The sequence below is a fragment of the Rhizobium sp. SJZ105 genome (assembly GCF_007828365.1).
GTDB lineage: Bacteria > Pseudomonadota > Alphaproteobacteria > Rhizobiales > Rhizobiaceae > Agrobacterium > Agrobacterium tumefaciens.
In genome coordinates this window covers 100,928-123,289 of sequence record NZ_VIUP01000010.1, presented here as the reverse complement: position 1 = coordinate 123,289, position 22,362 = coordinate 100,928, and the positions used below count along the sequence as shown (strand labels likewise).

Genomic DNA, 22,362 nt, shown 5'->3' with positions numbered 1-22,362 from the left:
CGGCTGACGGTGGCTGCCCCATGGATCGCGTATGCCGATTTATGAGCCTCGCTAATAAGTGTTAGCGAAAAGGCGCATCTAATCATCTTCTTTTACCTCCCTATGTTGAGATATGGCGTTTCTCCGAATGCGCCAGGCCATCAACAACGAATGGAGCTGGAGATGAGAGATCACTCACATTTGGAACTTTCGCGGCGGGACTTACTTGTTTCCTCGGCGGCGGCAATTGCTGTCACGGGAGTTGCGGCAAAAGGAGCCGCAGCACAGTCCTCGGGGGAAGAAATGAATTTCAAGACAAGTGTTTCCTTCAAAGTGAACGGCGAGATGCATGATCTCGAACTCGACAATCGCACGAGCTTGCTCGACGCCTTGCGCGAGCACCTTCATCTAACCGGCACAAAGAAAGGCTGCGATCACGGCCAGTGCGGCGCTTGTACCGTGATGGTGGATGGACGCCGGATCAATTCGTGCCTGACGTTGGCTGTGATGCACGACGGTGACGAGGTCACCACCATCGAGGGCCTCGGACAGCCTGGAAACCTGCATCCCATGCAAGCCGCATTCATCAAACACGACGGTTTTCAGTGTGGTTACTGTACTCCCGGACAAATCTGTTCCTCCGTGGCGGTCTTGGAGGAAATCAAGTCGAATATCCCAAGCCACGCCACTGCAGACATTTCCGCAAAGGTGGAAGTCACCGCGGCAGAAGTTCGGGAACGTATGAGCGGAAACATCTGTCGATGCGGCGCCTACTCGAACATTCTCGATGCAATTGCCGAAGTCGGGGGGATCGAAGCATGAGAGCCTTCACATACGAGCGAGCCACAACGGCTCAGGCGGCAGCGAAAGCGGCAGCAGCCAATCCGGAAGCCAAATTCATCGCCGGCGGGACAAATATCCTGGACTTGATGAAGCTGGAGATCGAGCACCCGGCGCATCTCATCGACATCAACGGAGTTGGTCTCGACAAGATCGAAACCACCTCTGATGGCGGTCTGCGCATAGGGGCTCTGGTCCGCAATACCGATCTGGCAAGCGACGAGACTGTCCGTCGCGACTATGGTTTGCTTACCCGCGCCCTGGTCGCCGGGGCGTCTGGTCAACTGCGAAACAAGGCCACCACCGCGGGCAATCTCCTCCAGCGCACGCGCTGTCCGTATTTCTATGACACCAACCAACCGTGCAACAAGCGGCAGCCGGGAAGCGGATGTTCGGCCCTTGGCGGTTTTTCGCGACAGCATGCAGTCGTCGGAAGCAGCGAATCCTGTATCGCCACCCATCCCAGCGACATGGCTGTTGCGATGAGGGCGCTCGACGCAACCGTCGAAACGGTCAATGGCGACGGCCGTAGCCGCGCAATCCCGATCGCAGACTTTCACAGGCTTCCCGGCGATACCCCACACATCGAGACGGTCCTGGAGCCGGGCGAGTTCATAACTGCGGTCACGCTGCCGAAGCCAATTGGGGGCAAGCATATCTATCGCAAGGTGCGCGATCGGGCCTCCTACGCGTTTGCGCTCGTATCCGTCGCTGCGGTGATCCAGCCGGATGGCACCGGCCGCGTGGCTGTAGGTGGCGTCGCTCACAAGCCCTGGCGAACAGGCTCAGGTGACCGGGAGCTGAAGAGCGGTGCAAAAGCCGCAAGTGCGGCACTTCTCGGCGAAGCTCGCCCGACGGAGCAAAATCGCTTCAAGATAACCCTCGTGGAACGAACGATCGGTGCGGTGATCGCAGAGGCAAGGGGATAACGACCATGAAATTCGACACACCTGCAATCAACAATCCCATCGACCGGATGAAAGTCGTCGGTCAGCCTATCCCCCGCATTGACGGCCAAGAGAAAACGACGGGCCGAGCAATGTATGCCTACGAATGGCATGATCCGAATATTCCTTACGCCTACGGGTATCCGGTCGGTGCCGCGATTGCGAAGGGCCGTATCCGGTCGATATCGAGCGACGCCGCAAAGCGGTCCCCCGGCGTTTTGACTGTTGTCACCACCTTGGACGTGGGCAAGCGCGAGAAGGGTAAATTCAACACTGCCAATCTTTTTGGTGGCGATGAAGTCCAGCACTATCACCAGGCGGTGGCAGTAGTCGTCGCAGAAACCTTCGAGCAGGCGCGCGCCGCAGCTTCGCTTGTGACAGTAGAATATGAAACCGCGCCCGGGAGCTTCGATCTCAAGAAGGCTAAGGACAGTGCGGTCAAGCCCGACGAGAAGCAGCAGCCCGACACGGCAGTCGGTGACTTCGAGGGAGCCTTCAAGAGCGCACCGGTCACTCTCGACGAAAGTTATACCACTCCAGATCAGTCACATTCCATGATGGAGCCCCATGCGTCCATCGCTGCGTGGCATGGCGATAAACTGACCGTTTGGACGTCCAGCCAAATGATTGATTGGTGGCGATCCGATCTGGCGACTACACTTGGTATCGACAAGGACAATATCCATTTGATGTCGCCATTCATAGGCGGGGGTTTCGGGGGTAAGCTTTTCTTGCGGGCCGACGCGGTGCTTGCTGCCTTTGCAGCAAAGGCTACTGGACGTCCGGTCAAGGTCGCGCTTCCCCGTCCGTTCATAGCCAACAACACGACGCATCGGCCGGCGACGATCCAGCGTATTCGCATTGGAGCGACACAGGACGGCAAAATCACCGCGATTGCTCACGAAAGCTGGTCGGGTGACCAGCCTGGGGGCCAGCTGGAAACGGCTGTCAATCAGACACGACTGCTCTACGCGGGTGAGAACCGGATGACTGCCATGAGACTGGCCACGCTTCACTTGCCAGAAGGCAATGCGATGCGGGCGCCCGGCGAAGCGCCAGGGTTGATGGCCCTCGAGATCGCCATAGACGAGATAGCCGAAAAGGTGGGCGTCGATCCGGTCGAGTTTCGGATACTCAACGACACTCAGGTCGACCCTGAGAAGCCCGAGCGCGCTTTTACCCAAAGGAACCTGGTCGGCTGTCTCAAGCTCGGGGCGGAACGGTTTGGCTGGAACCAGCGCGGCAAGCCGGGTTCCCGACGCGAAGGAAACTGGCTGATCGGATCGGGTGTTGCAGCCGCGTTGCGAAACAATCTTCTCCTCCCATCCGCAGCAAGGGTTCGGCTCGGCGCTGACGGCATTGCAACGGTTGAAACCGATATGACCGATATCGGGACCGGCAGCTATACCATCATCGCACAAACAGCAGCTGAGATGTTGGGCCTGCCGGTCGATCGAGTAGCCGTCCAGCTGGGCGATTCCCGCTTTCCGGTTTCGGCAGGGTCGGGCGGGCAGTTCGGCGCGAACTGTTCTACCTCTGGCGTCTACGCAGCCTGCGTGAAGCTTCGTGAGGCGGTGGCGCAGAAACTCGGCTTTAACACTGATGACGTCGTGTTCGAGAACGGACAGGTTCGATCAGGAAACCGTTCGGTAGCGCTTACGGAGGCGGCTGCGCCAAACGGCCTTGTTGGCGAAGATGGAATGGAATGGGGCGATCTTTCCGAAGCCCATCAACAGTCAACGTTCGGTGCCCACTTCGTGGAAGTCGGTGTTGACGTGGCCACGGGTGAAACGCGCATTCGACGCATGCTGGCCGTCTGTGCGGCCGGACGGATCCTGAACCCGATAACAGCGCGCAGCCAGGTCATTGGTGCCATGACAATGGGTGTGGGTGGAGCCCTGTCAGAGGAGTTGGCGGTCGATACGAAGCAAGGCTTCTTCGTCAACCACGATCTGGCTGGCTACGAAGTTCCGGTGCATGCCGACATTCCCCATCAGGAAGTGATTTTCATGGACGAAGCAGACCCCATGTCGTCGCCGATGAAGGCCAAGGGCGTTGGCGAGCTTGGTCTCTGCGGGGTTTCTGCAGCTGTCGCCAACGCAATCTACAATGCCACCGGGGTGAGGGTGCGTCACTACCCTGTGACGCTCGACAAGATCATAGGCGGGCTGCCGGATGTTGCATGACGACATCGCCGCCCTCACGGATATCTGTTCTCAGGAGGATATCCAAGCTGCGACAAAGCCGACGCCGGTCAGGTCGTTGCTCACCGATGATACGGAAGAAATATTTGGCTTTGCGATAAGGGAGCTTGCAAAGGGCAGGGTGGCACTTGCCACCCTTGTCGAAATTCGCGGGGGAGCGGCGCGCGCGCTTGGCTCCCATGTCGCCGTTGCGGCCGATGGTCGTTTTTGTGGTTATGTGTCGGGGGGCTGCATTGAGGCGGCTGTCGCTTCCGAGGCGCTCGACGCAATGGGCGAGAACAGAGATAGGGAGGTGAAGTTCGGATTAGGCTCCCCCTTTTTCGACATTGCCCTACCGTGCGGTGGTGGAATTACCGTGTCGATCCACGTGCTGCAAAATACCGAGATGTTGAGCGGCGTTCTTGAACAGCTTCATCAGCGCCGGACCACGGGCCTGTGCTACACGAGGCAGACCCAACAGCTCGAGATCGTCGAGCCGCCATCGCGGGCCGGTTACGCCGACGACCGCTTTTTCACGGTCTATCGGCCGCGCACGCGTGTCGTGATTTCCGGTCAAAGTATAGAGGCCGAGAGGGTCGCTGATATAGCCCAATCCTCCGGCTACGAGGTGGTGGCCTGCACAGCGAACGAAAAAGTTGTGCCCGATATCGATCAGTACACCGCTGTTGTTCTTCTCCATCACGACCTTGATGCGGAGCAGGCCGTTCTGCAAGCCGCGTTACGGTCACCCGCATTCTACATCGGCGCCTTGGGGAGCACCCGTACACACCGTAGACGGGTCGATTTCCTTGTCAGCTCCGGTTTCTCCCGGGCAGATACTGATCGGATAAGGGCACCGATCGGACTTTTCGGGCCAACCCGCGATGCGAACTCCCTTGCCCTGTCCATCCTTGCCGACATCGCGGCGAGCCGCTTGTCCCTTTATGCGTGAGGTTCGGTGTGGAAGCGGCAGGAGATAGACGAGTGTCAGTTGCCGTGGTTGTCCTGGCCGCTGGACGATCGAGCAGGATGGCGGGTGCCGGGCACAAGCTTCTTGCGCGTTTTCGGGAAACCAGCCTCGTTCGTCGGGCCGCATTGGCAGCTATTGGGGCCGGCAGTCGTTCTGTGGTTGTTGTGACCGGATACCGAAGCTCGGACGTCGAGGCCGAAATTGCAGGGCTCGACGTGATCATCGCGAGAAATTCCAACTTCAGTGACGGAATGGCAAGCTCGATCGTGCTCGGCGTCCAGCGCGCCGCGTTGCAAGCTCCCGACGGGATTATGATCATGCTTGCGGATATGCCGTTGCTTGAACCTGCGGATATTGACGCACTCATCGGCGCTTTTGCGGAGAGAAACGGAAAGGCGATTATTCGCGCGGTGTGCGAAGGAAATCCGGGAAACCCGGTTGTCTTTCCTCGCGCCGCATTCCCGCAGCTCATGGCGCTTATAGGCGACAGCGGCGCGCGCAAGATAATCACCCAATCTGGTCTCGACGTCATCGACATAGAGATTGGCGAAAGCGCCAAGGTGGACATAGACAACACAGAGCAGCTCGTTGCTTTAGGTGGCCATCCAGAAATCGACTGATCATCGAAACCTCATGTGTGCAGAGGCGTGGATCGCATTTTTACATCGACACCCCTTTTTATTGTCCATCACCGAACATTTGTCGTGCTTAACGCGTTCCTTCAGTTGCGGCACAATGATGTGCCCATGGAGGTGGTCATGACCAAATTCGCGCTTTACGTTCCGCTCGAGGCAATGCCCGGCAAAGAACAGGAGGTCGCCGAGTTTCTGCGATCAGCCTTACCGCTGGTCAATGCAGAGCCCGGCACGATTTCCTGGTATGCGATACAGGGAGGCCCAACTTCGTTTGCAATCTTCGATACGTTCGACGATGAGGACGGTAGGGATGCGCACTTAAATGGCCAAGTCGCTGCAGCCTTGATGGCGAAGGCAGAGGCAGGGGACCTGTTCGCCAAGCCGCCGCAGATACACATGCTGTCTATCCTCGCCGAAAAGCGTTCATAGCCCAGACTATTCGGACCTCATAATGTCGAACAGATGGGCTCAGATCGGCAACAAAATGAGATAATATCTCGTTCACCAATGGCTGGCGGCTGGGATTGCGGTAGCAATCATAAAAGCATCCATTAGTGGTCGGCAGTTCGAACAAAGTCAGCGCGTGCAGAATTCTTCCGTCGCTTCGAGCTAATACCTTTGACTTTGACGGACCTTCAGCATTGTGCAACCGTCGCCACATAGACCGGCGTCGGCGCGTAGATCCTCGTCGAGAGCTTTGAGTCCTTTGTGCAGGGAAAGATACTCTCATGCGGATCGTGATCTTCGTTCCAAAGGACGTGCATTCTCTGGAGCTTGCAGGGCTAATGGACGTGTTTGCCGAAGCAAATGCCCGTGTTGAAAAGTTATTCTACGAAGTTGCTGTCTTGGCAGGGCACGAGGGCACGATCCGCTGTGCATCGGGGCTAAAAATCCTGACCGACTGCGCTTTCGATGCGTACCTTGGTAGCCCCGATACATTGCTTGTAGCCGGCAGCGTCGGAGTTCCGCAAAGTCCGGGCGGGCGTGTTGTCGACTGGATTGTTAAAATCGCGGCTCAGGCGCGGCGCTATGGCTCCGTCTGCACAGGGGCATTCGTGCTTGGCGAGGCAGGTCTACTGAAAGACCGGCGTGTTACGACGCACTGGCAGTTCGCGTCACTGTTGGCCGAGCGCTTCCCCGAGACGCGGGTGGAAAGCGACCGGGTTTTTGTCCGTGATGGCGCGATGATCACGTCGGCCGGTTCCAGCGCGGCTATAGATCTCGGCCTTTCCCTCGTCGAGGAGGACTTGGGCCGGGAGATTGCGCTCTACGTTGCTCGCCGACTCGTCGTGTTTCTGAAGCGACCAGGCGATCAGTCGCAGTTCAGCGTGCATCTGGCGGCACAGGCTATCGACCGCAGCCGTCTACACAACGTCCAGCAATATGTTCTGAACCATCCGGCGGCTGACCTCTCTGTCAGCGCCTTGGCGAAGATCGCGGCCATGAGTGTGCGGAACTTTACGCGTGTTTTTTCGCAGGAGGTCGGTATATCGCCATCAGACTATGTCGACCGGACCCGTATCGACGTTGCGCGCTTCCTTTTGGAGGGGAGCCGCCTGCCAATCGCTTTGGTGGCAGCGAGAAGTGGTTTTGGATCGACACGCGCGATGCGCCGTGCCTTTGTTTCGCACGCTGGAGTGACGCCGTCCGACTACCGTGATCGCTTTCGGACGTCCGGCGATGGCGCGAGAATCAGTTTGTCTGAAAACGGCTGACGCTTGTCCTGGAACCGCCTCGGCTGCGGGTTGCCCCGCCCGTGTTCGCCGTCCATGGTTCTTGTCATGGAAGAATTCGAAAAACGCATGCAGTCGCACCTCATGCAGCCCGCGCCGGTCATGTCGGACAATGCGCTTCTCAGCTCCGACGCTATCAGGCCAATTCTTGCGACGCTGGTCGAAGAACTAACCGATGGGATCGCGATCGCACAGCGTTTGGGCGCCAATTCGCCCTTGCTCTATGTCAATAAGGCCTTCGAGCATCTGACTGGCTACGCTCGGAACGAGGTCGTCGGGAAAGATTGCCGCTATTTGCAGGGCAACGAGCGCGACCAACAAGAGGTCGTCCACATTCGCGCTGCGATCGAGGCGGCGGAGCCTCTGGACTCAACGCTGCGTAACTATCGAAAGGACGGGTCGGCGTTCTGGAACAGTCTCAGTCTCCGGCCTGCCTGGGTGGGCGAAGAACTATTCTACGTCGGCATACTGCGCGACGTCTCGGCGATTCGCCAGGCGCACACCGCGCTGGATCGTGTCGCGAACCTCGACGCGACCACGGGTTGCCTGAACCGTCAAGCATTTATCCTGGCTACCGAGGAGCGTTTCGCAACCAATGCCAAAGCGACGCCCTTGGTCGTGAAGCTGGATGTGATCGGTTTTCACGATTTCAACACGGGATACGGTTTCGAAGTCGGGGATGCCCTGCTTTATGAAACCGGGCGGCGGCTGCGGGACGTGGGCGCTGCCCAGGTGGGACGCATGGGCGCCAATGAGTTCGCTTTGGCTTTTGAGCTCACGGATGGATCAAGTGCGGACACTATCGTGGCAGCGGTATCCGCTTCGCTTGCCGCTGACTTCGTCGTGCCAGGTGCAAGTGTCTCACTGCGTTTCGCCATCGGCTATGCGGTGGGCCAGCCTCGGGCGAGACCCATTTCGCTGATCCGCAATGCCGGCATCGCCCTGTGGGCCGCCAAGTCCGCCCCTCTGGGTGGTCCGCGACGGTTTCGAGACTCGGATCACGAACAGGCAAGCCGACGCGTGCGAATGACTCGCGAATTGAAGGTCGCGGTCGCGAATGACGAATTTGTGTATCACTTCCAACCCCAGGTAGACCTTGCAACCGGCGAGTGGGTGGGTGCGGAAGCTCTGATACGCTGGAATCATCCTCTGTTTGGCAGCCAGCTCCCCGGAAGTTTCGTCGAGACTGCCGAGCGATCAGGTCTGCTGCTTGATCTGACCGAACGAAGTCTGACGACCGTCGCAGCTTATGCACGGCGCATTAACGCGCATCGCGGCAAGGCTTTGCGCTTTGCGGTGAATGTATCCGCCGGGGAGTTCCTGCAGCATGACATGGCCGAAATGCTGGATCGGGTCCTGTGCCTGACCAAGGCCGACCCGGCATGGTTGACGCTTGAGATCACCGAAAGCATGTTTCTCAGCGATACACCCGGCGTGATGGACGCATTTCAGCGGCTGCGACAGAGCGGCGTCGGCCTTTCCGTCGATGACTTCGGCACGGGCTATTCAAACCTGCGATCGCTCGAAACCTTTCCGGTTACCGAGATCAAGATAGACCGCACCTTTATCAGCGAACTCGCAACGAGGCCGTCCAGAAGGGTGATTGTCCAGGCCGTTATCGATCTTGGACGCGCCCTTGGGTTAACTGTGGTTGCAGAAGGCGTGGAGACCGAGGCCCAGCGCAAAATGCTTCGCGAAATGGGCTGTCCGGTCGGCCAAGGCTACCTTTTCAGCCGTCCCATCGACGCCGAAGTTTTTGCATCCGGCTTGGCACGGATCGGGAGCGACGGGATGGAAACAGCCTAAGGTCAGCGGGAGTCAGGACCGATTTGGCCCCGCGAGTAATCGCGGAGCCAAGAGACGCTGATCAGATGAGGCTGACGTTCTCGGCCTTGGACTTTCCAGTCTTGCGGTCCTGTCCCACATCGTAGCTGACCTTCTGGCCATCCTGAAGAGAACCACCAAACCCTACGGCGGAGATGTGGACGAAGACGTCCGGGCCGCCGTTGTCCGGAGTGATGAAGCCGAAGCCTTTGTCCTGTGCGAAAAATTTGACGGTACCTGTTGCCATGTTATCCTCGTTAATTGAATACGACGCGGTAATACTATTGTTCGATGGCGGTGGCCACAAGGCTTTATGGCCTTCTCGAGACAAGTCGCCGTGGATGAGTGGCTTTCAAAAACGCCTGTTTTGCGGTCTCAGTCACGATCAGCACGCGATCTGTTGAATTTCAGCACGAATTAATTCGTATTTCCATTTTGCTCCCGCGCACAAAAATTGAAGCAACGAGTTGCTTATGAACAAATTTGTCGCGTTGAGCGGGCCTGATCTTGATCGGCAAAGCAGCGCAGTTTGAAGGCGTAGAGAGTTGCGGCCGCCGAGATTGCTTGCTCTATGTGCATACAGCGTCTCTACAGCGGTCAAAATGCTTAAAGTTTAGTCGTTTCCAGGGTTGCGGATATTTTCATCGATCTATCTTGCGGACGCGCTATTTGCGTGCTTGTATAGACAACCTAGGCAGTCATCACAGTTGCCGAGCCTGAAGGCGCAGACAGAGCGCAGGAGAGATTTGCATGATCGTCTTCGACAACGTCACCAAGCAATATGCGGGCGCGGCTACTGCCGTAAACGGTTTGTCCCTGACGGCGCCAAACGGCAAACTGACCGTGTTCGTCGGCCCTTCGGGTTGCGGGAAAACCACATCCTTGCGGATGATCAACAGGTTGATCGTACAATCGTCCGGGTCGATCCTTCTTGACGGCGAACCGACAGATGGCATGGACGTGGCACTGCTGCGTCGTCGTATCGGTTATGTCATCCAGCATGCCGGGCTTTTCCCCCATCGCACCGTTGTTCAGAACATTGCGACCACTGCGCGGCTAAACGGATCGCCGAAGGAAAAAGCACTGCGCACGGCGCATGAGTTGCTTGAGCGTGTAGGGCTAACCGCCGCCTTTGCCGATCGCTATCCGTGGCAGCTTTCGGGTGGCCAGCAGCAACGCGTCGGTGTTGCGCGTGCACTCGCTTCCGATCCCAAATTCATGCTGATGGACGAACCCTTCAGTGCTGTCGATCCCGTCGTTCGCACACAGTTGCAGGACGAATTTCTTCGCTTGCAGCGTGAGATTGGCAAGACCATCATCATGGTGACCCATGATATAGACGAGGCGTTGAAGCTTGGCGATCAGGTTGCTGTTTTGCGTGCCGGCGGAACGCTTGCGCAGATCGCCACTCCAGAGGAATTGCTGGCGCGCCCGGCAGATGCCTTCGTGGCGGACTTTATCGGCCGGGACAGAGGGTATCGCTTCCTGAGTTTTGCAGAATTTGACGGAGCAGTCCCTCTCGGTGCGGAGCCGACAGCCTTGCTCGGCGCAACACCGGACAGCCTTCGTGGCGTTGCAACGGATCGCTGGGTTCTGGTGACTGACGCCGAACATCGTCCCATTGGATGGGCCGATGCGCAAGGTCTCAGGCAGCCACTGCGTGAGGGAGATCTCAATCTCAGTGGCACGCTGGCGCCGGAAGGCAGCAGTTTGCGCCATGTGCTCGATGCAGCGTTGAGTTCGCCCTCCGGCCGCGGGGTCATCGTAGGGTCAACGGGCCAGCTTGTCGGCACCGTCACACTCTCTGATGTCGCCAAAGCCATCGAAGCCGCGCGGGTCGGTCGCTTCGGAGGTCAGCCATGAGGTTTGATTGGCTCTACCGGGAATCCGGGCGGATTTTCGAGCTTTTCATCTGGCATCTAGGCCTTTCGGTCATCCCGGTGGTGATCGGCCTGCTTCTTGCCCTGCCGCTCGGTTGGATTGCGCAGCGGGCCGGTTTATTCCGGTCGACCCTGCTGGGGGTTGCCGGACTTCTTTACACAATTCCGTCGCTTGCGCTGTTCGTCCTGCTGCCGCTGGTGCTCGGCACCCGTATACTCGATCCGCTAAACGTCGTCGTCGCGCTGACGATCTACGCGTTGGCGCTTCTGGTGCGAACAGTGAACGATGGTTTGGAATCGGTTTCGCCAGACGTCCTCCAGGCGGCCAATGCCATGGGCTACAGACAGGTTGCGCGTCTGGTGGTGGTGGAGCTACCGCTCGCGGTCCCTGTGATTGCCGCCGGATTGCGTGTGGCCGTGGTTTCCAATGTCAGCATCGTTTCCGTAGCGGCACTGGTTGGAACGCCGCAACTTGGTCTGCTCTTCACGCAGGGGCTTCAACTGCGGTTCTTGACGCCGATTATAGCAGGCATCGTACTCTGCGTGCTTCTCGCAGCCTTGCTGGACGGGCTTGTTCTGTTCATTTCACGCCGCCTTACGCCGTGGCAGCCTGGGAGTGCGGCGCGATGATCGAATGGTTTAGCGATCCAGCTCACTGGACAGGGAGTGATGGTGTCATCGTTCTCGTCGGTCAGCATCTGGCTTATAGCTTTGCGGCCCTTTTCCTCGCCTGTCTGATTGGCTTGCCGGTTGGGCTTTATGTGGGACACACGGGACGCGGTGTCGTCTTCATCGCGGGTCTTGCAAATGCGCTACGCTCCCTTCCAAGCCTCGGCCTAATTGCACTTCTTGTGATTGTTTTTGGCCCCGTTTTCGCATCCGATATGGCTTTTATCGTACCCAGCCTTATCGTGCTCGTGCTTCTGGCCGTGCCGCCGATCATGACTGGCAGTTACGCCGGTATCGCGGCGGTGGATCCCGCTGCGGTGGATGCTGCAAGAGGCATGGGGAAACGTCCGCTCGATATTCTGTTCGATGTGGAACTGCCCTGCGCTCTGCCATTGATCTTTTCCGGTCTGCGCAGCGCCACGCTTCAGATCATCTCGACCGCAACCATCGCCGCTTATGTTTCTCTTGGTGGTCTCGGTCGCCTGATCATCGATGGGCGGGCGCAGAACGATTATTATCAGATGGCCGCAGGTGCCGTTCTCGTCGGTGCGTTGGCCCTGACCGTGGATCTGATCATCGGCGTCATATCGAGGGTCACCGTATCACCAGGCCTGACGCGTCGAGCGAAGCGGTAGAGGTTCTAAAATAACGCGGTTTTCTATTCCACGACTGTTTCAACATAAAGGAGAAGCTCGCATGGCATTCAGGATCATCACTGCCGCCAGCGCATTTGCGCTCATGGCACTTTCCGCTGCTTCGGCATTGGCGCAAAGCAATCCGCTGGCCACGCCAGCCACTCCGCGAACCGATACGACCACAATCATCGTCGGTTCCGCCGACTTCCCCGAAAGCCAGCTTCTGGCGACGATCTACGCCAAGGCCCTTGCCGCCAAGGGTGTTGCCGTCGAAACGAAGTTGAGCATCGGTAGCCGCGAAGTCTATATCCCTGCGTTGCTGGACGGATCAATCGATCTGTTGCCGGAGTATGCTGGTGCGACGCTGAGCTATCTCGACAAGAACGCCACGGCCCATTCGCCAAGCGATGTGGCCGCAGCGCTCAAGGCGGCTCTGCCGAAAGGCGTCTCGATGCTGACACCCTCCGCAGCACAGGATTCCGATAGCGTGGCTGTGACGCGCGCGACCGCTGACAAATACAAGCTGAAGACGATTGCCGATCTCGCACCCGTAGCCTCGCAGCTCGTACTTGGCGGTCCACCGGAATGGAAAACGCGCAAGGAAGGCATTATCGGTCTGAAGGAACTTTATGGCCTCGAGTTCCAGTCGTTCAAATCGCTTGACGTCGGTGGCCCGCTGACCCTTTCGGCACTCATCAACGGTCAGGTCCATGCTGCAAACCTGTTCTCGACCGATCCGGCCATCGCTGCAAACGATCTCATCGTGCTTGAAGACGTCAAGAACCTCTTTCCCGCCCAGAACATCGTACCAGTGATTGCCACACCGAAAGTTAGCGACGTTGTGACAAGCACTCTCGATGCTGTTTCTGCCGCCCTGACGACGAAAGATCTCGTCGTTATGAACGGTCGTCTGGCCAATCACGACAGTTTCGATGTCGTGGCGGGCGACTGGCTGGCCGAACACAAATTGAACTGAATCCATCGGCAAAGGGCGTGGCATTGCCCCTCCCTTTGCCGACAACCCTGCGTATTGGTGACGTCATAGCTATGGATCACGACAGAAAGATTTTCCGGGAAGTGATGTCACCGATATCTGAGAACGCTCATGACGCGCAGGGCACCGAAGACCAGAGTTCACCACTCTATGTAAAGCTGAAGGACTATGTCCGCAGTCGCGTCGAGGCGGGTGAGTGGAAGATCGGTCAACGTGTTCCATCGGAAAACGAACTGGTCGATATTCTCGGTGTCAGCCGTATGACGGCCAACCGCGCTTTGCGTGAGCTGGCCGACGAAGGGCTTGTGGTGCGTGTACGCGGCAAAGGTTCGTTCGTTGCGTCCAAGAAGCGCACATCGCAGTTCCAGAGCGTACCCAACATTGCCGAAGAAATAACACGCAACGGCGGTGTTCACAGCGCGCGGGTCATACTTCTTCAAATCGAAACCTGCGATCCAGATCTTGCCGAAGCGCTCGCTGTTCCGGCTGGCAGCCTTGCTGCGCACTCGATCATTGTGCATGCGGAAGACGGCGTGCCGATGCAAATCGAGGATCGTTTCGTCAATTCGGACTGCGCGCCCGATTACATCAAACAGGATTTCAACCTCGTAACACCCAACGGTTATCTCACGCGAGTGGCACCGATCGTGAAAGCCGAGCAGCATATCGAGGCGGTCAGCGCACAGCCCTGGGAATGCAAGCTGCTGGCGATTTCCAAGACGGAACCATGCCTGCTCGTGCGTCGTCGCACATGGTCGACAAAGGGGATCGTGTCTTCTGTCCGCCTCCTTTATCCCGGCAGCCGCTATCGTCTTTACAGCAGTAATTGAGACACGGGCCAACGCCGGCAGTATTCAAGATGGAAAATTCCCGCTCCTCGCAGCCGTTTCTGCATCATAGGAAAACGTCATGACTGTTCTACTGGATGATGGATTGAGTTGGCGCGATGTGGCCCATATCGGCAAGGGCGAGGCACTGCGTGTGTCAGACGCGGCCTATCTGCGGATTGACCGGGCGAGCCAGATCGTTGACAGCATCGTCGAAAGCGGTGTGCGTGCCTATGGCATCAATACCGGGGTCGGTGCACTGTCGGACACTGTGGTGGATCGCACCGCGCAGGGTCGGCTGTCGCGCTCCATTATTCTCAGCCATGCCTGCGGTGTCGGCCCGTTGTTGGATCCTCGCGAAGTTCGGGCAATCATGGCGGCGCAGATCGCCAATTTCGCCCATGGGCACTCCGGTGTCCGACGCGAGATCGTCTCGCATCTGTCGACGTTTCTGGAACAGGATTGTATTCCCGACGTGCCGTCCCGCGGATCGGCGGGCTATCTGGTGCACAACGCGCATGTTGCGCTTGTTCTGATCGGAGAGGGCCAGGCCCGGCTCGGCGGGCGCGTTATGAGTGGACGAGATGCCCTGGCGGCAATGGGACTTCAACCCATCGTGCTGGGTGCCAAGGAAGGGCTGAGCCTCGTCAATGGTACAGCCTGTGCGACCGGTCTTTCCTGCATGGCACTCGCGCGGGCCAATCACCTGCTAGATTGGGCCGATGCCATAGCGGCGCTGACGCTTGAAGCAGCAGGCTGCCAGATCGACGCTTTTGACGAGACGGTTCTCGCGCTGCGTCCCTCGACGGGAATCGCGGCCGTCGGGGCCGCTCTGCGATCCCGGCTTGAAGGCAGTGGGCTGGTTGCCGCCGCTCATGGCAGGCGGACACAGGACGCGCTAAGCCTGCGTGCCGTGCCGCATGCGCATGGTGCTGCACGCGACATCTTCGATGCCTGCGCCTCCATCGTTGACCGAGAGCTCGCCTCCGTCACCGACAATCCCGCGATCCTTGGCACGCCCGAGCAGCCCATCGTCTCGTCGGAGGCCCATGCCGTTGCCCCGGCATTGGGGCAGGCGGCAGACAGTCTCGCCATCGCCATTGCACAGATTGCGTCCATGAGCGAGCGCCGTATCGACAGGCTGGTCAATCCTCTGGTGAGTGGTCTGCCGCCATTTCTGGCGACCGATGCCGGAAGCCATTCAGGTTTCATGATCGCGCAATATACGGCCGTAGCCCTTGTCGGCGATAGCAGACGTCTTTCCGCGCCTGCCTCCACAGATGGAGGGCTGACATCGGGATTACAGGAGGATTTCCTCTCTCATCCCACGGCAGCCGCCAACAAGCTGCTCGCGGTTCTCGACAATGCAGAATATATTCTGGCCATCGAATGGATGGCCGGGGTGCAGGCCCATGATTTCCTGGAAAATGTTGCCGGGCGGGCAGCCGGAACAAATGCGGTCTACAATCTGCTTCGCGAGCACCTCCAGCCCTATTCGGATGACCGGCCCCTGTCTGCGGACATGGAAAAGGCAAGGCTGCTCCTGCGTGATTTCTCGCCACCGGATATGTGATTGAAAGCCGTAAGGCTCGTGCCTTACATGGTGAAAGGCAGATCGATACCCTTGGCGCGGATGAAGGGCAGGCCTTTGCGCCGTGCAGTCCAGCCGATAACGTGAAGGCTCCGGGCGGCCGGTTCATGCCGTTGCGCAAGCATCCAGGATTTGCAGTCGATCGCGGCAATGTCCGCCCGGCCCTCGGCCACTGCGATGACGGAAGCGCGGTGCGCACCGGTTTCGAGACAATTTTCAAACAGATCGAGGCCCGCGCCTTCTGCTTCCAGATCGCGTTTCAAGCTGAGATAGCCGGATAATGACTTGTGCTCGTTGAATGCCAGTATTTTCCCGCTAAGAAATCCTTTCGGCAAAGCGGCCTCACCGGTTTTCGAAGGTTCAGCACCCTCTCCACCGTCTGCTATGCGGGCAATGATGGCGCTGGAATAGAACTCGCCTGCACCACCCTTGATGCCATTATAATCGCTCTGTCCAATCACCTGCACATGATCCTGCAGGCCAAACTCCATTGGGCCCCAGCAGGTGCCGGATATCAGCAGAGCCGGATGCCGCCAGAGCACCGCAAGATCCAATGCATCGGGATCGAGCGTGGCAGGGTCTGCGGCAATGATGGCGCCGTCCTTTCCACGAATACCTCCCGGAACCGCCGGCATATCGCCGTTGCGTCTGGTGAGGCCTTTGGGAGCGTCGATACCCTCTGCTAAAAAACGGGTGCGCATATCGGCCCACAGCCTGTCCGTCTCATTGCGCAGTTCGGGCCAGTCATACATTGGCAGTGCCGCGATCCATGTCACGATGGAATTTCCAGTCTCACGTCTTGTTCCTGCATCGCATTGTCAGAAAAAATCAGAGCGGCAGGCACGACGGGTGACGCGATTAAAACTTGCTCGTCCCGTCGCAAGACAGGATGCGCTACCGGTTCCTTGGCCTTGAAGGCGAAAGCGCGGAACACCTCGAAATAATTGCTGAACACATATCCGTCATTCATCTTCTGCCACTCCGCCCGCCTCTCGCTGTAGAGGGAGGGCAATTTATACCAGGCGGCTGTCGGCATTTTGTGATGCACGAAATGCAGGTTGTTATAGAGAAACAGTGGAGCCAGGATGGAGTTTTCAACAATGATCGTTCTCCCATCCGGCTGTTCGGACCATTGATGTTCGCAATAGGAGCGAATGGCAATGATGGATATGCCCAGATAGGCCGCCACACTAACATAGAGCCAGATTGGAACGCCGAAAATCAGGGATATGACCAGCAGTGTCGGAACAAGTCCGGCCAGATGCAGGGTCCAGGCATAGATCACCCTCCGATCACCCTGCGCGATCTTGCGCCATTCGGATATCGTGAAACCAACAACCATCAGCGGAGGGCCGATGACCAGACGCCCGATGAACGTATTGTTCCATCCCAGCAGGACCTTGAGGAACGACGGCATCTTTTGCCAGTCGCCCATAGCCCGGTAATAGCTTTCCGGATCGTCGAATGGGTCGGTCAGACGCTCGTCTGCATGGTGTTGCAGATGCGTGCGCTTGTAACTGCGATAGGGGTAGAAAATCCCGAGCGGCAGAAAGACCAAAGCTTCGTTCAGTCGTGCATTGCGCGTGGGGTGCCCATGTAGAACCTCGTGCTGGAGCGAGGAGTGCAGGGCAACTGCAATGCCCATGAGCACCAGAGAAACGATTGGAAACATCGGATACAGAAAATATCCCGCGAAAATCCAGAGACCGTAACAGACCGCCAACAGCGAGACTGTTGGCCATTCAATTCGGTCACGCGTTCTTCTGCGGCGCACGCCAGTCAGCCGCGCCGTCTTCTTTGCCAATATGTCTGTCATTTCATACTCTTGATGCCCCTGTCACCGTAGGGTCGCATCAGTCTCAGCCAGCCACAACGGGTTTATGGTGACCAACTGTTGATTTTGATAACAGTTTAAGCATTATGGTGATAATTATAAACAAACGGGTGAATTATGGACAAACGCGCGCTCGCAGAATTGTTTCGTGCCCGCCTGATCCAGCTGGTGAACAGGTCAGAAGACAACCAGGCGTCTTTTGCCGCCGCTATTGGCATTGATCGATCAGCACTTTCGCAATTGCTTTCCGGTGATTCGGCGCGGCTTCCGCGTGTGGAGACGCTGCTGAATATCGCCGAGCGACATTCCGTCTCGCTCGACTGGCTACTCGGTCTTTCCCATGATCAGGGGTTGATGGGGGAATTGCGGCCAAGTTTCGAGATCGAGGAGGGCGGTGCTGATTATACGGATACGCTGTTGATGAAGTGGCATGCGGAAGCTGCAGGCACCAAAATCCGTTATGTTCCGGCACGCATTCCCGATCTGCTTCGCACACCCGAGATCATCGCTTTCGAGGCCATGGGCGCGCATCAGAGTGTGATGGCGCAGGCCAGCGAAACGGCGTTTCGACTCGATTATAATCGCCAGCCTGGTACCGACATGGAAGTTTGCATGCCGCTCGAAACGCTGGAAGCTTTTGCGCAGGGGCGCGGTATGTGGAGCGGTTTGGACCGCGAGACACGTGCCGAACAACTCAAACATATGTCGGGACTTATCAGCGAGCTATACCCATCATTCCGGCTGTTTCTGTTCAATGAAAAAGAACGCTTTTCCGTGCCCTATACGATCTTCGGTTCGCAACGGGCAGCACTTTTCGTCGGCGCCATGTATCTTGTGCTCAACAACGCTGAAGCCATCCGTAAGATGCAACGTCACTTCGACGAGCTGATACGTTTTACCCGCATTCATGCCCATGAAACCGCGGATTTCGTTATGAATTTGGAAGTCGCTTAGTCCTGTGACGGGTACCAGCTTTCGCACATCATCGAACCTGCTTGCTACGTGGCGATATGGTCGGGATTGAACAGGAGAGGAAGGCCGCCATGGCCTCTAAATAACGACCTCCTCCACAAACCGGATCTTTTGTAACGGCGCCAGAAAAAGCCCGGCAGTGCCGGGCTGTAATCTATGATGTTACTTCGGCCGAAAACGCGGATTTGATCAGTGTTTTGGTATATTCAGCCGCCGGCCGCTCGAATATCGCGTCCGTTTCTCCCTCTTCGACAATCTTCCCGTTTCTCATCACGATGACATAATCCGAAATGGCCTTGATGACAGAGAGGTCGTGGCTGATGAAGATGTAGGAAAGGTTGTGCGTTTTCTGCAAATTACGCAAGAGGTCGATAACTTGTCCTTGAATGGATCGGTCCAGCGCCGATGTAGGTTCATCGAGAATGACGACATCTGGTTTGAGGATGATCGCGCGGGCAATTGCGATACGCTGACGTTGCCCGCCTGAAAACTCGTGCGGGTAGCGGTTGCGGGCGGCGGGATCGAGGCCGACTTCTTTCAGCGCTTCTATTGCTCGCTCGTCGCGCTGCGCGCGGCTGAGCTGTGGGTCGTGCACAAAGAGACCCTCAGTGATGATCTCTCCAACAGTCTGCCTTGGCGAAAGAGATCCATACGGATCCTGGAACACAAGCTGCAGCTGCCGCCGCAATGGCCTCATTGCCGTTCGGCCAAGTCCGGTGATTTCCGTCTTGCCGAAGAAAATGCGGCCCTCTGCAGTGACAAGGCGCAGAAGCGCGCGACCGAGCGTGGACTTGCCTGATCCGGATTCACCGACGATGCCGATGGTCTGCCCTTGATGAAGGCTGACATTAACGCCGTCCACGGCCCTGAAAGCCCGTGACTTCGACAGGAAGGCGCCCGGGATCACATAATCGATCGTGACGTTCTGGCCAGCGAGAACGACCGGCGCTTCTTTGCCGACCGGCGGCTTGTGGCCGCTGGGTTCGGCATCGAGAAGCATCCTCGTATAGTCCGCCTGCGGGCGCTCGAAGATCTCTTCCGTCGGACCGGTTTCAACGATCTCGCCTCGGCGCATAACCGCAACACGATCGGCAAAATGCCTGACGACACCGAGATCGTGCGTTATCAGCACCACGGCCATGCCGAAGCGCTGCTGCAACGACTTCAGAAGATCGAGGATCTGCGCCTGGATTGTCACGTCGAGCGCGGTGGTTGGCTCATCCGCGATCAGAATATCCGGCTCGTTTGCCAGCGCCATGGCGATCATGACGCGTTGGCGCTGGCCGCCTGAAAGCTCATGCGGGTAGCTGTCGATGCGCCGCTCCGGGTCCGGAATACCGACAAGTTTCAGAAGTTCGAGAACGCGTGCCCTCGCTTCCTTCTTGCTGCCGCCCCGGTGATGAACGATTGGCTCGGCGATCTGCGCGCCGATCCTGTAAAGCGGATCGAGCGAGGTCATCGGCTCCTGGAAAATCATGGTGATTTTCGCGCCACGGATTTTGTTCAGCTCGTTGACCGGCAAGCCTACCAACTCGCGTCCACGATATTGCGCCGAGCCTTGAATGACGCCGTTGGAAGACAAGAGGCCCATGATGCCCATCATGGTCTGGCTTTTGCCGGAGCCGGATTCCCCGACGACAGCGAGCGTTTCACCCTGCTTTACGTGGAGATCGACACCTTTGACGGCGTTGACGGTGCCGTCTGGCGTAGTGAAATCGACCTTGAGATTGCGGACGGTGAGAATGTTTTCAGATGTCGTATTCATGTCAACGATCCTTGGGATCGAGTGCATCACGCAATCCGTCGCCTACGAAGTTCAGCGAAAAAAGCGTCAGCACGAAGAAGATTGCCGGGAATATCAGCAGCCACGGGGCCGACTGAATATTGTTGGCGCCTTCGGAAATGAGCGCACCCCAACTCGTGAGTGGTGCCTGAACACCAAGCCCCAGGAAGGAGAGAAAGCTTTCAAGAAGTATGACCTTCGGGACAACGACCGTCACGAACACGACCACGGGACCGATGGTGTTGGGGATGATGTGACGGCGGATGATCTGCCAGTCACTCAAACCCAAGGCCTGAGCTGCCGCCACAAATTCCCGCCGTTTCAAGGCAAGCGTCTGGCCACGCACGATACGCGCCATATCCAGCCACTCCACTGCGCCAATGACAAGGAAGATCAGGATGAAGCTACGCCCGAAGAAAACCACGAGAACCACGACCAGGAAGACGAAGGGCAGCGAATAGAGGATCTCGACGAAACGCATCATTACATTGTCGACGCGCCCGCCGATGTAACCCGCCGTAGCGCCGTAAAGCACGCCGATGCCGAGCGAAACGAGGCTGGCGAGAACGCCGACGGCAATGGAGATCTGGCCGCCCAGCATTACGCGAGCCAGCATGTCGCGACCGTTTGAATCTGTACCGAAGAAGAAGTATTCGCGATTGACATCGCCTTCCAACTTCAGCGTTCGACCATCATCTTCCGTAGCAACGACTTTCGTGTTTTCGAATTCGTTGGCGCGGTCGAAATAACGTGTCGTGCGCGGGTCAATCGGGCTGCTGGAGGTAACCGTTGCCGTGAAGGTCTGCCCTTCGACGGCAAACTCCTTCAGTTCGACGCGCGCACGGCCTGCCACACCTTCCATGACGCTCTGGAGGTTGTTCACGTCCGGGCGCGGCTCGAGGCTTGGCGCGACGGAGACGTAGGACGAAAACACCTGATCATAGGTGTGTGAAAGGAAATGCGGGCCGATAAACGAGAAAAGTGTGATCAGCACAAGCATGATGGAACCAGCCATGGCGGCCTTGTTTCGTCTGAAACGCAGGGCTGCAAGCTGGAACAAGCTTCGGCTTTTCACCGATGGCTGAGGGGCTATATTGCCGGAGATATCAGTCATGTCTGACCCTCGGATCGAGCAGGCCGTAGAGAATATCGACCACGAGATTGAACAGGATCACAAAAATGGCGATGAGAACCACCGTTCCCATGACCAGCGTGTAGTCGCGATTGATGGCGCCAAGAACGAAGTAGCGGCCGACACCGGGAATGGTGAAGATCGTCTCGATGACCGCCGAGCCCGTCAGCAGCGCTGCGGCGCAAGGCGCAAGATATGAAACGACCGGCAGCATCGCCGCGCGCATGGCGTGAATCACCACGACGCTGCGAGCCGGGAGGCCATAGGCCCTGGCGGTGCGGATATGGTCCATGCGCAGAGCCTCGATCATTGCACCGCGCGTCAGACGCGCGATGACCGCAAGCTGCGGCAAGGCGAGCGCGATCATCGGAAGAATGAGATAGCGTAGCGACCCATCACCCCAGCTACCTGCGGGCAGAAGCCCCAGCAACACGGCGAAGATAAGCGTGAGGACAGGTGCGACGACGAAGTTCGGCACGGTGATACCGATGGTCGAAATGGACATGATGGAGAAATCGAAGGTGCTATTCTGCCTGAGTGCGGCAAAGGTGCCGGCAAGAATACCGCCGACCAACGCCAGCAAAAGAGCATAGCAACCGAGCTCCAGCGAATAGGGCAGGCCTTTGCCGATCAACTGGGCGACGGTGTTGTCCTTGTAGATGTAGCTCGGACCGAAATCGCCGGTGGCGGCGTTGCCGAGATAGATGAGATACTGGCGCCACAATGGCTCATCCAGATGATAGGTTCTCATCAGGTTTTCCATGGTTTGCGGGGGCAGGGGCCGCTCGAGGTTGAACGGACCGCCCGGTGCGAAACGCATCAGGAAAAACGAAATCGTGACGACGATGAACAATGTCGGCACGGCGCTCGCCAAACGGCGCAGGATAAATGAAATCATGATTTTCAGGCTCCGACATGGCACGGTGGTTTCGGC

General features: G+C 57.7%; 21 protein-coding genes. 15 read left to right on the top strand and 6 right to left on the bottom strand.

What is annotated here, in order from left to right:
• The first annotated feature begins 162 nt into the window (after positions 1-162).
• The 8 genes from paoA to FB593_RS22645 all read left to right on the top strand — a co-directional run bounded on the left by paoA (position 163) and on the right by FB593_RS22645 (position 9,093).
• Complete coding sequence (paoA, locus tag FB593_RS22680) at positions 163-801, top strand: aldehyde dehydrogenase iron-sulfur subunit PaoA (protein WP_003518348.1); 639 nt, start codon at positions 163-165, stop codon at positions 799-801.
• The gene (locus FB593_RS22675; protein ID WP_145167010.1) at positions 798-1,748 is read left to right on the top strand and encodes an FAD binding domain-containing protein; all 951 of its coding nucleotides are present in this window, start codon (positions 798-800) and stop codon (positions 1,746-1,748) included. The genes paoA and FB593_RS22675 overlap by 4 nt, the downstream gene beginning before the upstream one ends.
• 5 nt (positions 1,749-1,753) lie before the next feature.
• Positions 1,754-3,952 carry an aldehyde oxidoreductase molybdenum-binding subunit PaoC gene (gene paoC / locus FB593_RS22670; protein ID WP_065658423.1) on the top strand — a complete coding sequence of 733 codons (2,199 nt, stop codon included), beginning with the start codon at positions 1,754-1,756 and terminating at the stop codon, positions 3,950-3,952.
• The gene (locus tag FB593_RS22665; protein ID WP_145167009.1) at positions 3,942-4,901 is read left to right on the top strand and encodes an XdhC family protein; all 960 of its coding nucleotides are present in this window, start codon (positions 3,942-3,944) and stop codon (positions 4,899-4,901) included. Before paoC ends, FB593_RS22665 begins: the two co-directional genes overlap by 11 nt.
• Positions 4,902-4,933: 32 nt before the next feature.
• Positions 4,934-5,539: an NTP transferase domain-containing protein gene (locus FB593_RS22660; protein WP_233284964.1), complete on the top strand. Its 606-nt coding sequence runs from the start codon at positions 4,934-4,936 to the stop codon at positions 5,537-5,539.
• A 138-nt stretch (positions 5,540-5,677) separates the two neighbouring features.
• A complete protein-coding gene (locus FB593_RS22655) occupies positions 5,678-5,983 on the top strand; it encodes a putative quinol monooxygenase (protein ID WP_035252727.1) in 306 nt (101 codons plus the stop codon).
• A gap of 299 nt (positions 5,984-6,282) precedes the next feature.
• Positions 6,283-7,269: a GlxA family transcriptional regulator gene (locus FB593_RS22650; protein WP_003518336.1), complete on the top strand. Its 987-nt coding sequence runs from the start codon at positions 6,283-6,285 to the stop codon at positions 7,267-7,269.
• A 66-nt stretch (positions 7,270-7,335) separates the two neighbouring features.
• The gene (locus FB593_RS22645; protein WP_321186303.1) at positions 7,336-9,093 is read left to right on the top strand and encodes a putative bifunctional diguanylate cyclase/phosphodiesterase; all 1,758 of its coding nucleotides are present in this window, start codon (positions 7,336-7,338) and stop codon (positions 9,091-9,093) included.
• Between the two features lie 61 nt (positions 9,094-9,154).
• Here FB593_RS22645 and FB593_RS22640 read toward each other — a convergent pair whose 3' ends face one another.
• Positions 9,155-9,358 carry a cold-shock protein gene (locus tag FB593_RS22640; protein ID WP_003518333.1) on the bottom strand — a complete coding sequence of 68 codons (204 nt, stop codon included), beginning with the start codon at positions 9,356-9,358 and terminating at the stop codon, positions 9,155-9,157.
• A gap of 503 nt (positions 9,359-9,861) precedes the next feature.
• Here FB593_RS22640 and FB593_RS22635 point away from each other — a divergent pair.
• The 6 genes from FB593_RS22635 (at position 9,862) to FB593_RS22610 (ending at position 15,689) form a co-directional block, all read left to right on the top strand.
• Positions 9,862-10,974: an ABC transporter ATP-binding protein gene (locus FB593_RS22635; RefSeq protein WP_111800920.1), complete on the top strand. Its 1,113-nt coding sequence runs from the start codon at positions 9,862-9,864 to the stop codon at positions 10,972-10,974.
• Positions 10,971-11,621 carry an ABC transporter permease gene (locus FB593_RS22630; RefSeq protein ID WP_145167007.1) on the top strand — a complete coding sequence of 217 codons (651 nt, stop codon included), beginning with the start codon at positions 10,971-10,973 and terminating at the stop codon, positions 11,619-11,621. Before FB593_RS22635 ends, FB593_RS22630 begins: the two co-directional genes overlap by 4 nt.
• Positions 11,618-12,295 carry an ABC transporter permease gene (locus FB593_RS22625; protein WP_003518330.1) on the top strand — a complete coding sequence of 226 codons (678 nt, stop codon included), beginning with the start codon at positions 11,618-11,620 and terminating at the stop codon, positions 12,293-12,295. Before FB593_RS22630 ends, FB593_RS22625 begins: the two co-directional genes overlap by 4 nt.
• Before the next feature lie 61 nt (positions 12,296-12,356).
• Positions 12,357-13,271 carry an ABC transporter substrate-binding protein gene (locus tag FB593_RS22620; RefSeq protein WP_065687448.1) on the top strand — a complete coding sequence of 305 codons (915 nt, stop codon included), beginning with the start codon at positions 12,357-12,359 and terminating at the stop codon, positions 13,269-13,271.
• 104 nt (positions 13,272-13,375) lie between these two features.
• Entirely contained in the window at positions 13,376-14,119 is a 744-nt protein-coding gene (gene hutC, locus FB593_RS22615) for a histidine utilization repressor (RefSeq protein WP_035252724.1), read from the top strand.
• Positions 14,120-14,198: 79 nt separating this feature from the next.
• Complete coding sequence (locus FB593_RS22610) at positions 14,199-15,689, top strand: HAL/PAL/TAL family ammonia-lyase (RefSeq protein WP_065705719.1); 1,491 nt, start codon at positions 14,199-14,201, stop codon at positions 15,687-15,689.
• Between the two features lie 23 nt (positions 15,690-15,712).
• Here FB593_RS22610 and FB593_RS22605 read toward each other — a convergent pair whose 3' ends face one another.
• Positions 15,713-16,459, bottom strand: a complete 747-nt coding sequence (locus FB593_RS22605) for a phosphate/phosphite/phosphonate ABC transporter substrate-binding protein (protein WP_035252707.1) — start codon at positions 16,457-16,459, stop codon at positions 15,713-15,715.
• Between the two features lie 20 nt (positions 16,460-16,479).
• Entirely contained in the window at positions 16,480-17,523 is a 1,044-nt protein-coding gene (locus tag FB593_RS22600) for a fatty acid desaturase (RefSeq protein WP_121557393.1), read from the bottom strand.
• Positions 17,524-17,658: 135 nt separating this feature from the next.
• Between FB593_RS22600 and FB593_RS22595 the strand changes: the two genes are divergently transcribed.
• On the top strand, positions 17,659-18,495 hold the full coding sequence (locus tag FB593_RS22595; protein WP_003518324.1) for a helix-turn-helix domain-containing protein: 837 nt from the start codon (positions 17,659-17,661) through the stop codon (positions 18,493-18,495).
• Between the two features lie 172 nt (positions 18,496-18,667).
• Here FB593_RS22595 and FB593_RS22590 read toward each other — a convergent pair whose 3' ends face one another.
• From FB593_RS22590 to oppB, 3 genes are read right to left on the bottom strand one after another with little or no spacing between them, the layout of a single operon-like run.
• Positions 18,668-20,278 carry an ABC transporter ATP-binding protein gene (locus FB593_RS22590; RefSeq protein WP_038494790.1) on the bottom strand — a complete coding sequence of 537 codons (1,611 nt, stop codon included), beginning with the start codon at positions 20,276-20,278 and terminating at the stop codon, positions 18,668-18,670.
• A 1-nt stretch (position 20,279) separates the two neighbouring features.
• Positions 20,280-21,410, bottom strand: coding sequence for an ABC transporter permease (locus tag FB593_RS22585; protein ID WP_003518322.1), 1,131 nt, complete (start codon positions 21,408-21,410; stop codon positions 20,280-20,282).
• Positions 21,403-22,326, bottom strand: a complete 924-nt coding sequence (gene oppB, locus FB593_RS22580) for an oligopeptide ABC transporter permease OppB (RefSeq protein WP_003518321.1) — start codon at positions 22,324-22,326, stop codon at positions 21,403-21,405. Before oppB ends, FB593_RS22585 begins: the two co-directional genes overlap by 8 nt.
• Between the last annotated feature and the right edge of the window lie 36 nt (positions 22,327-22,362).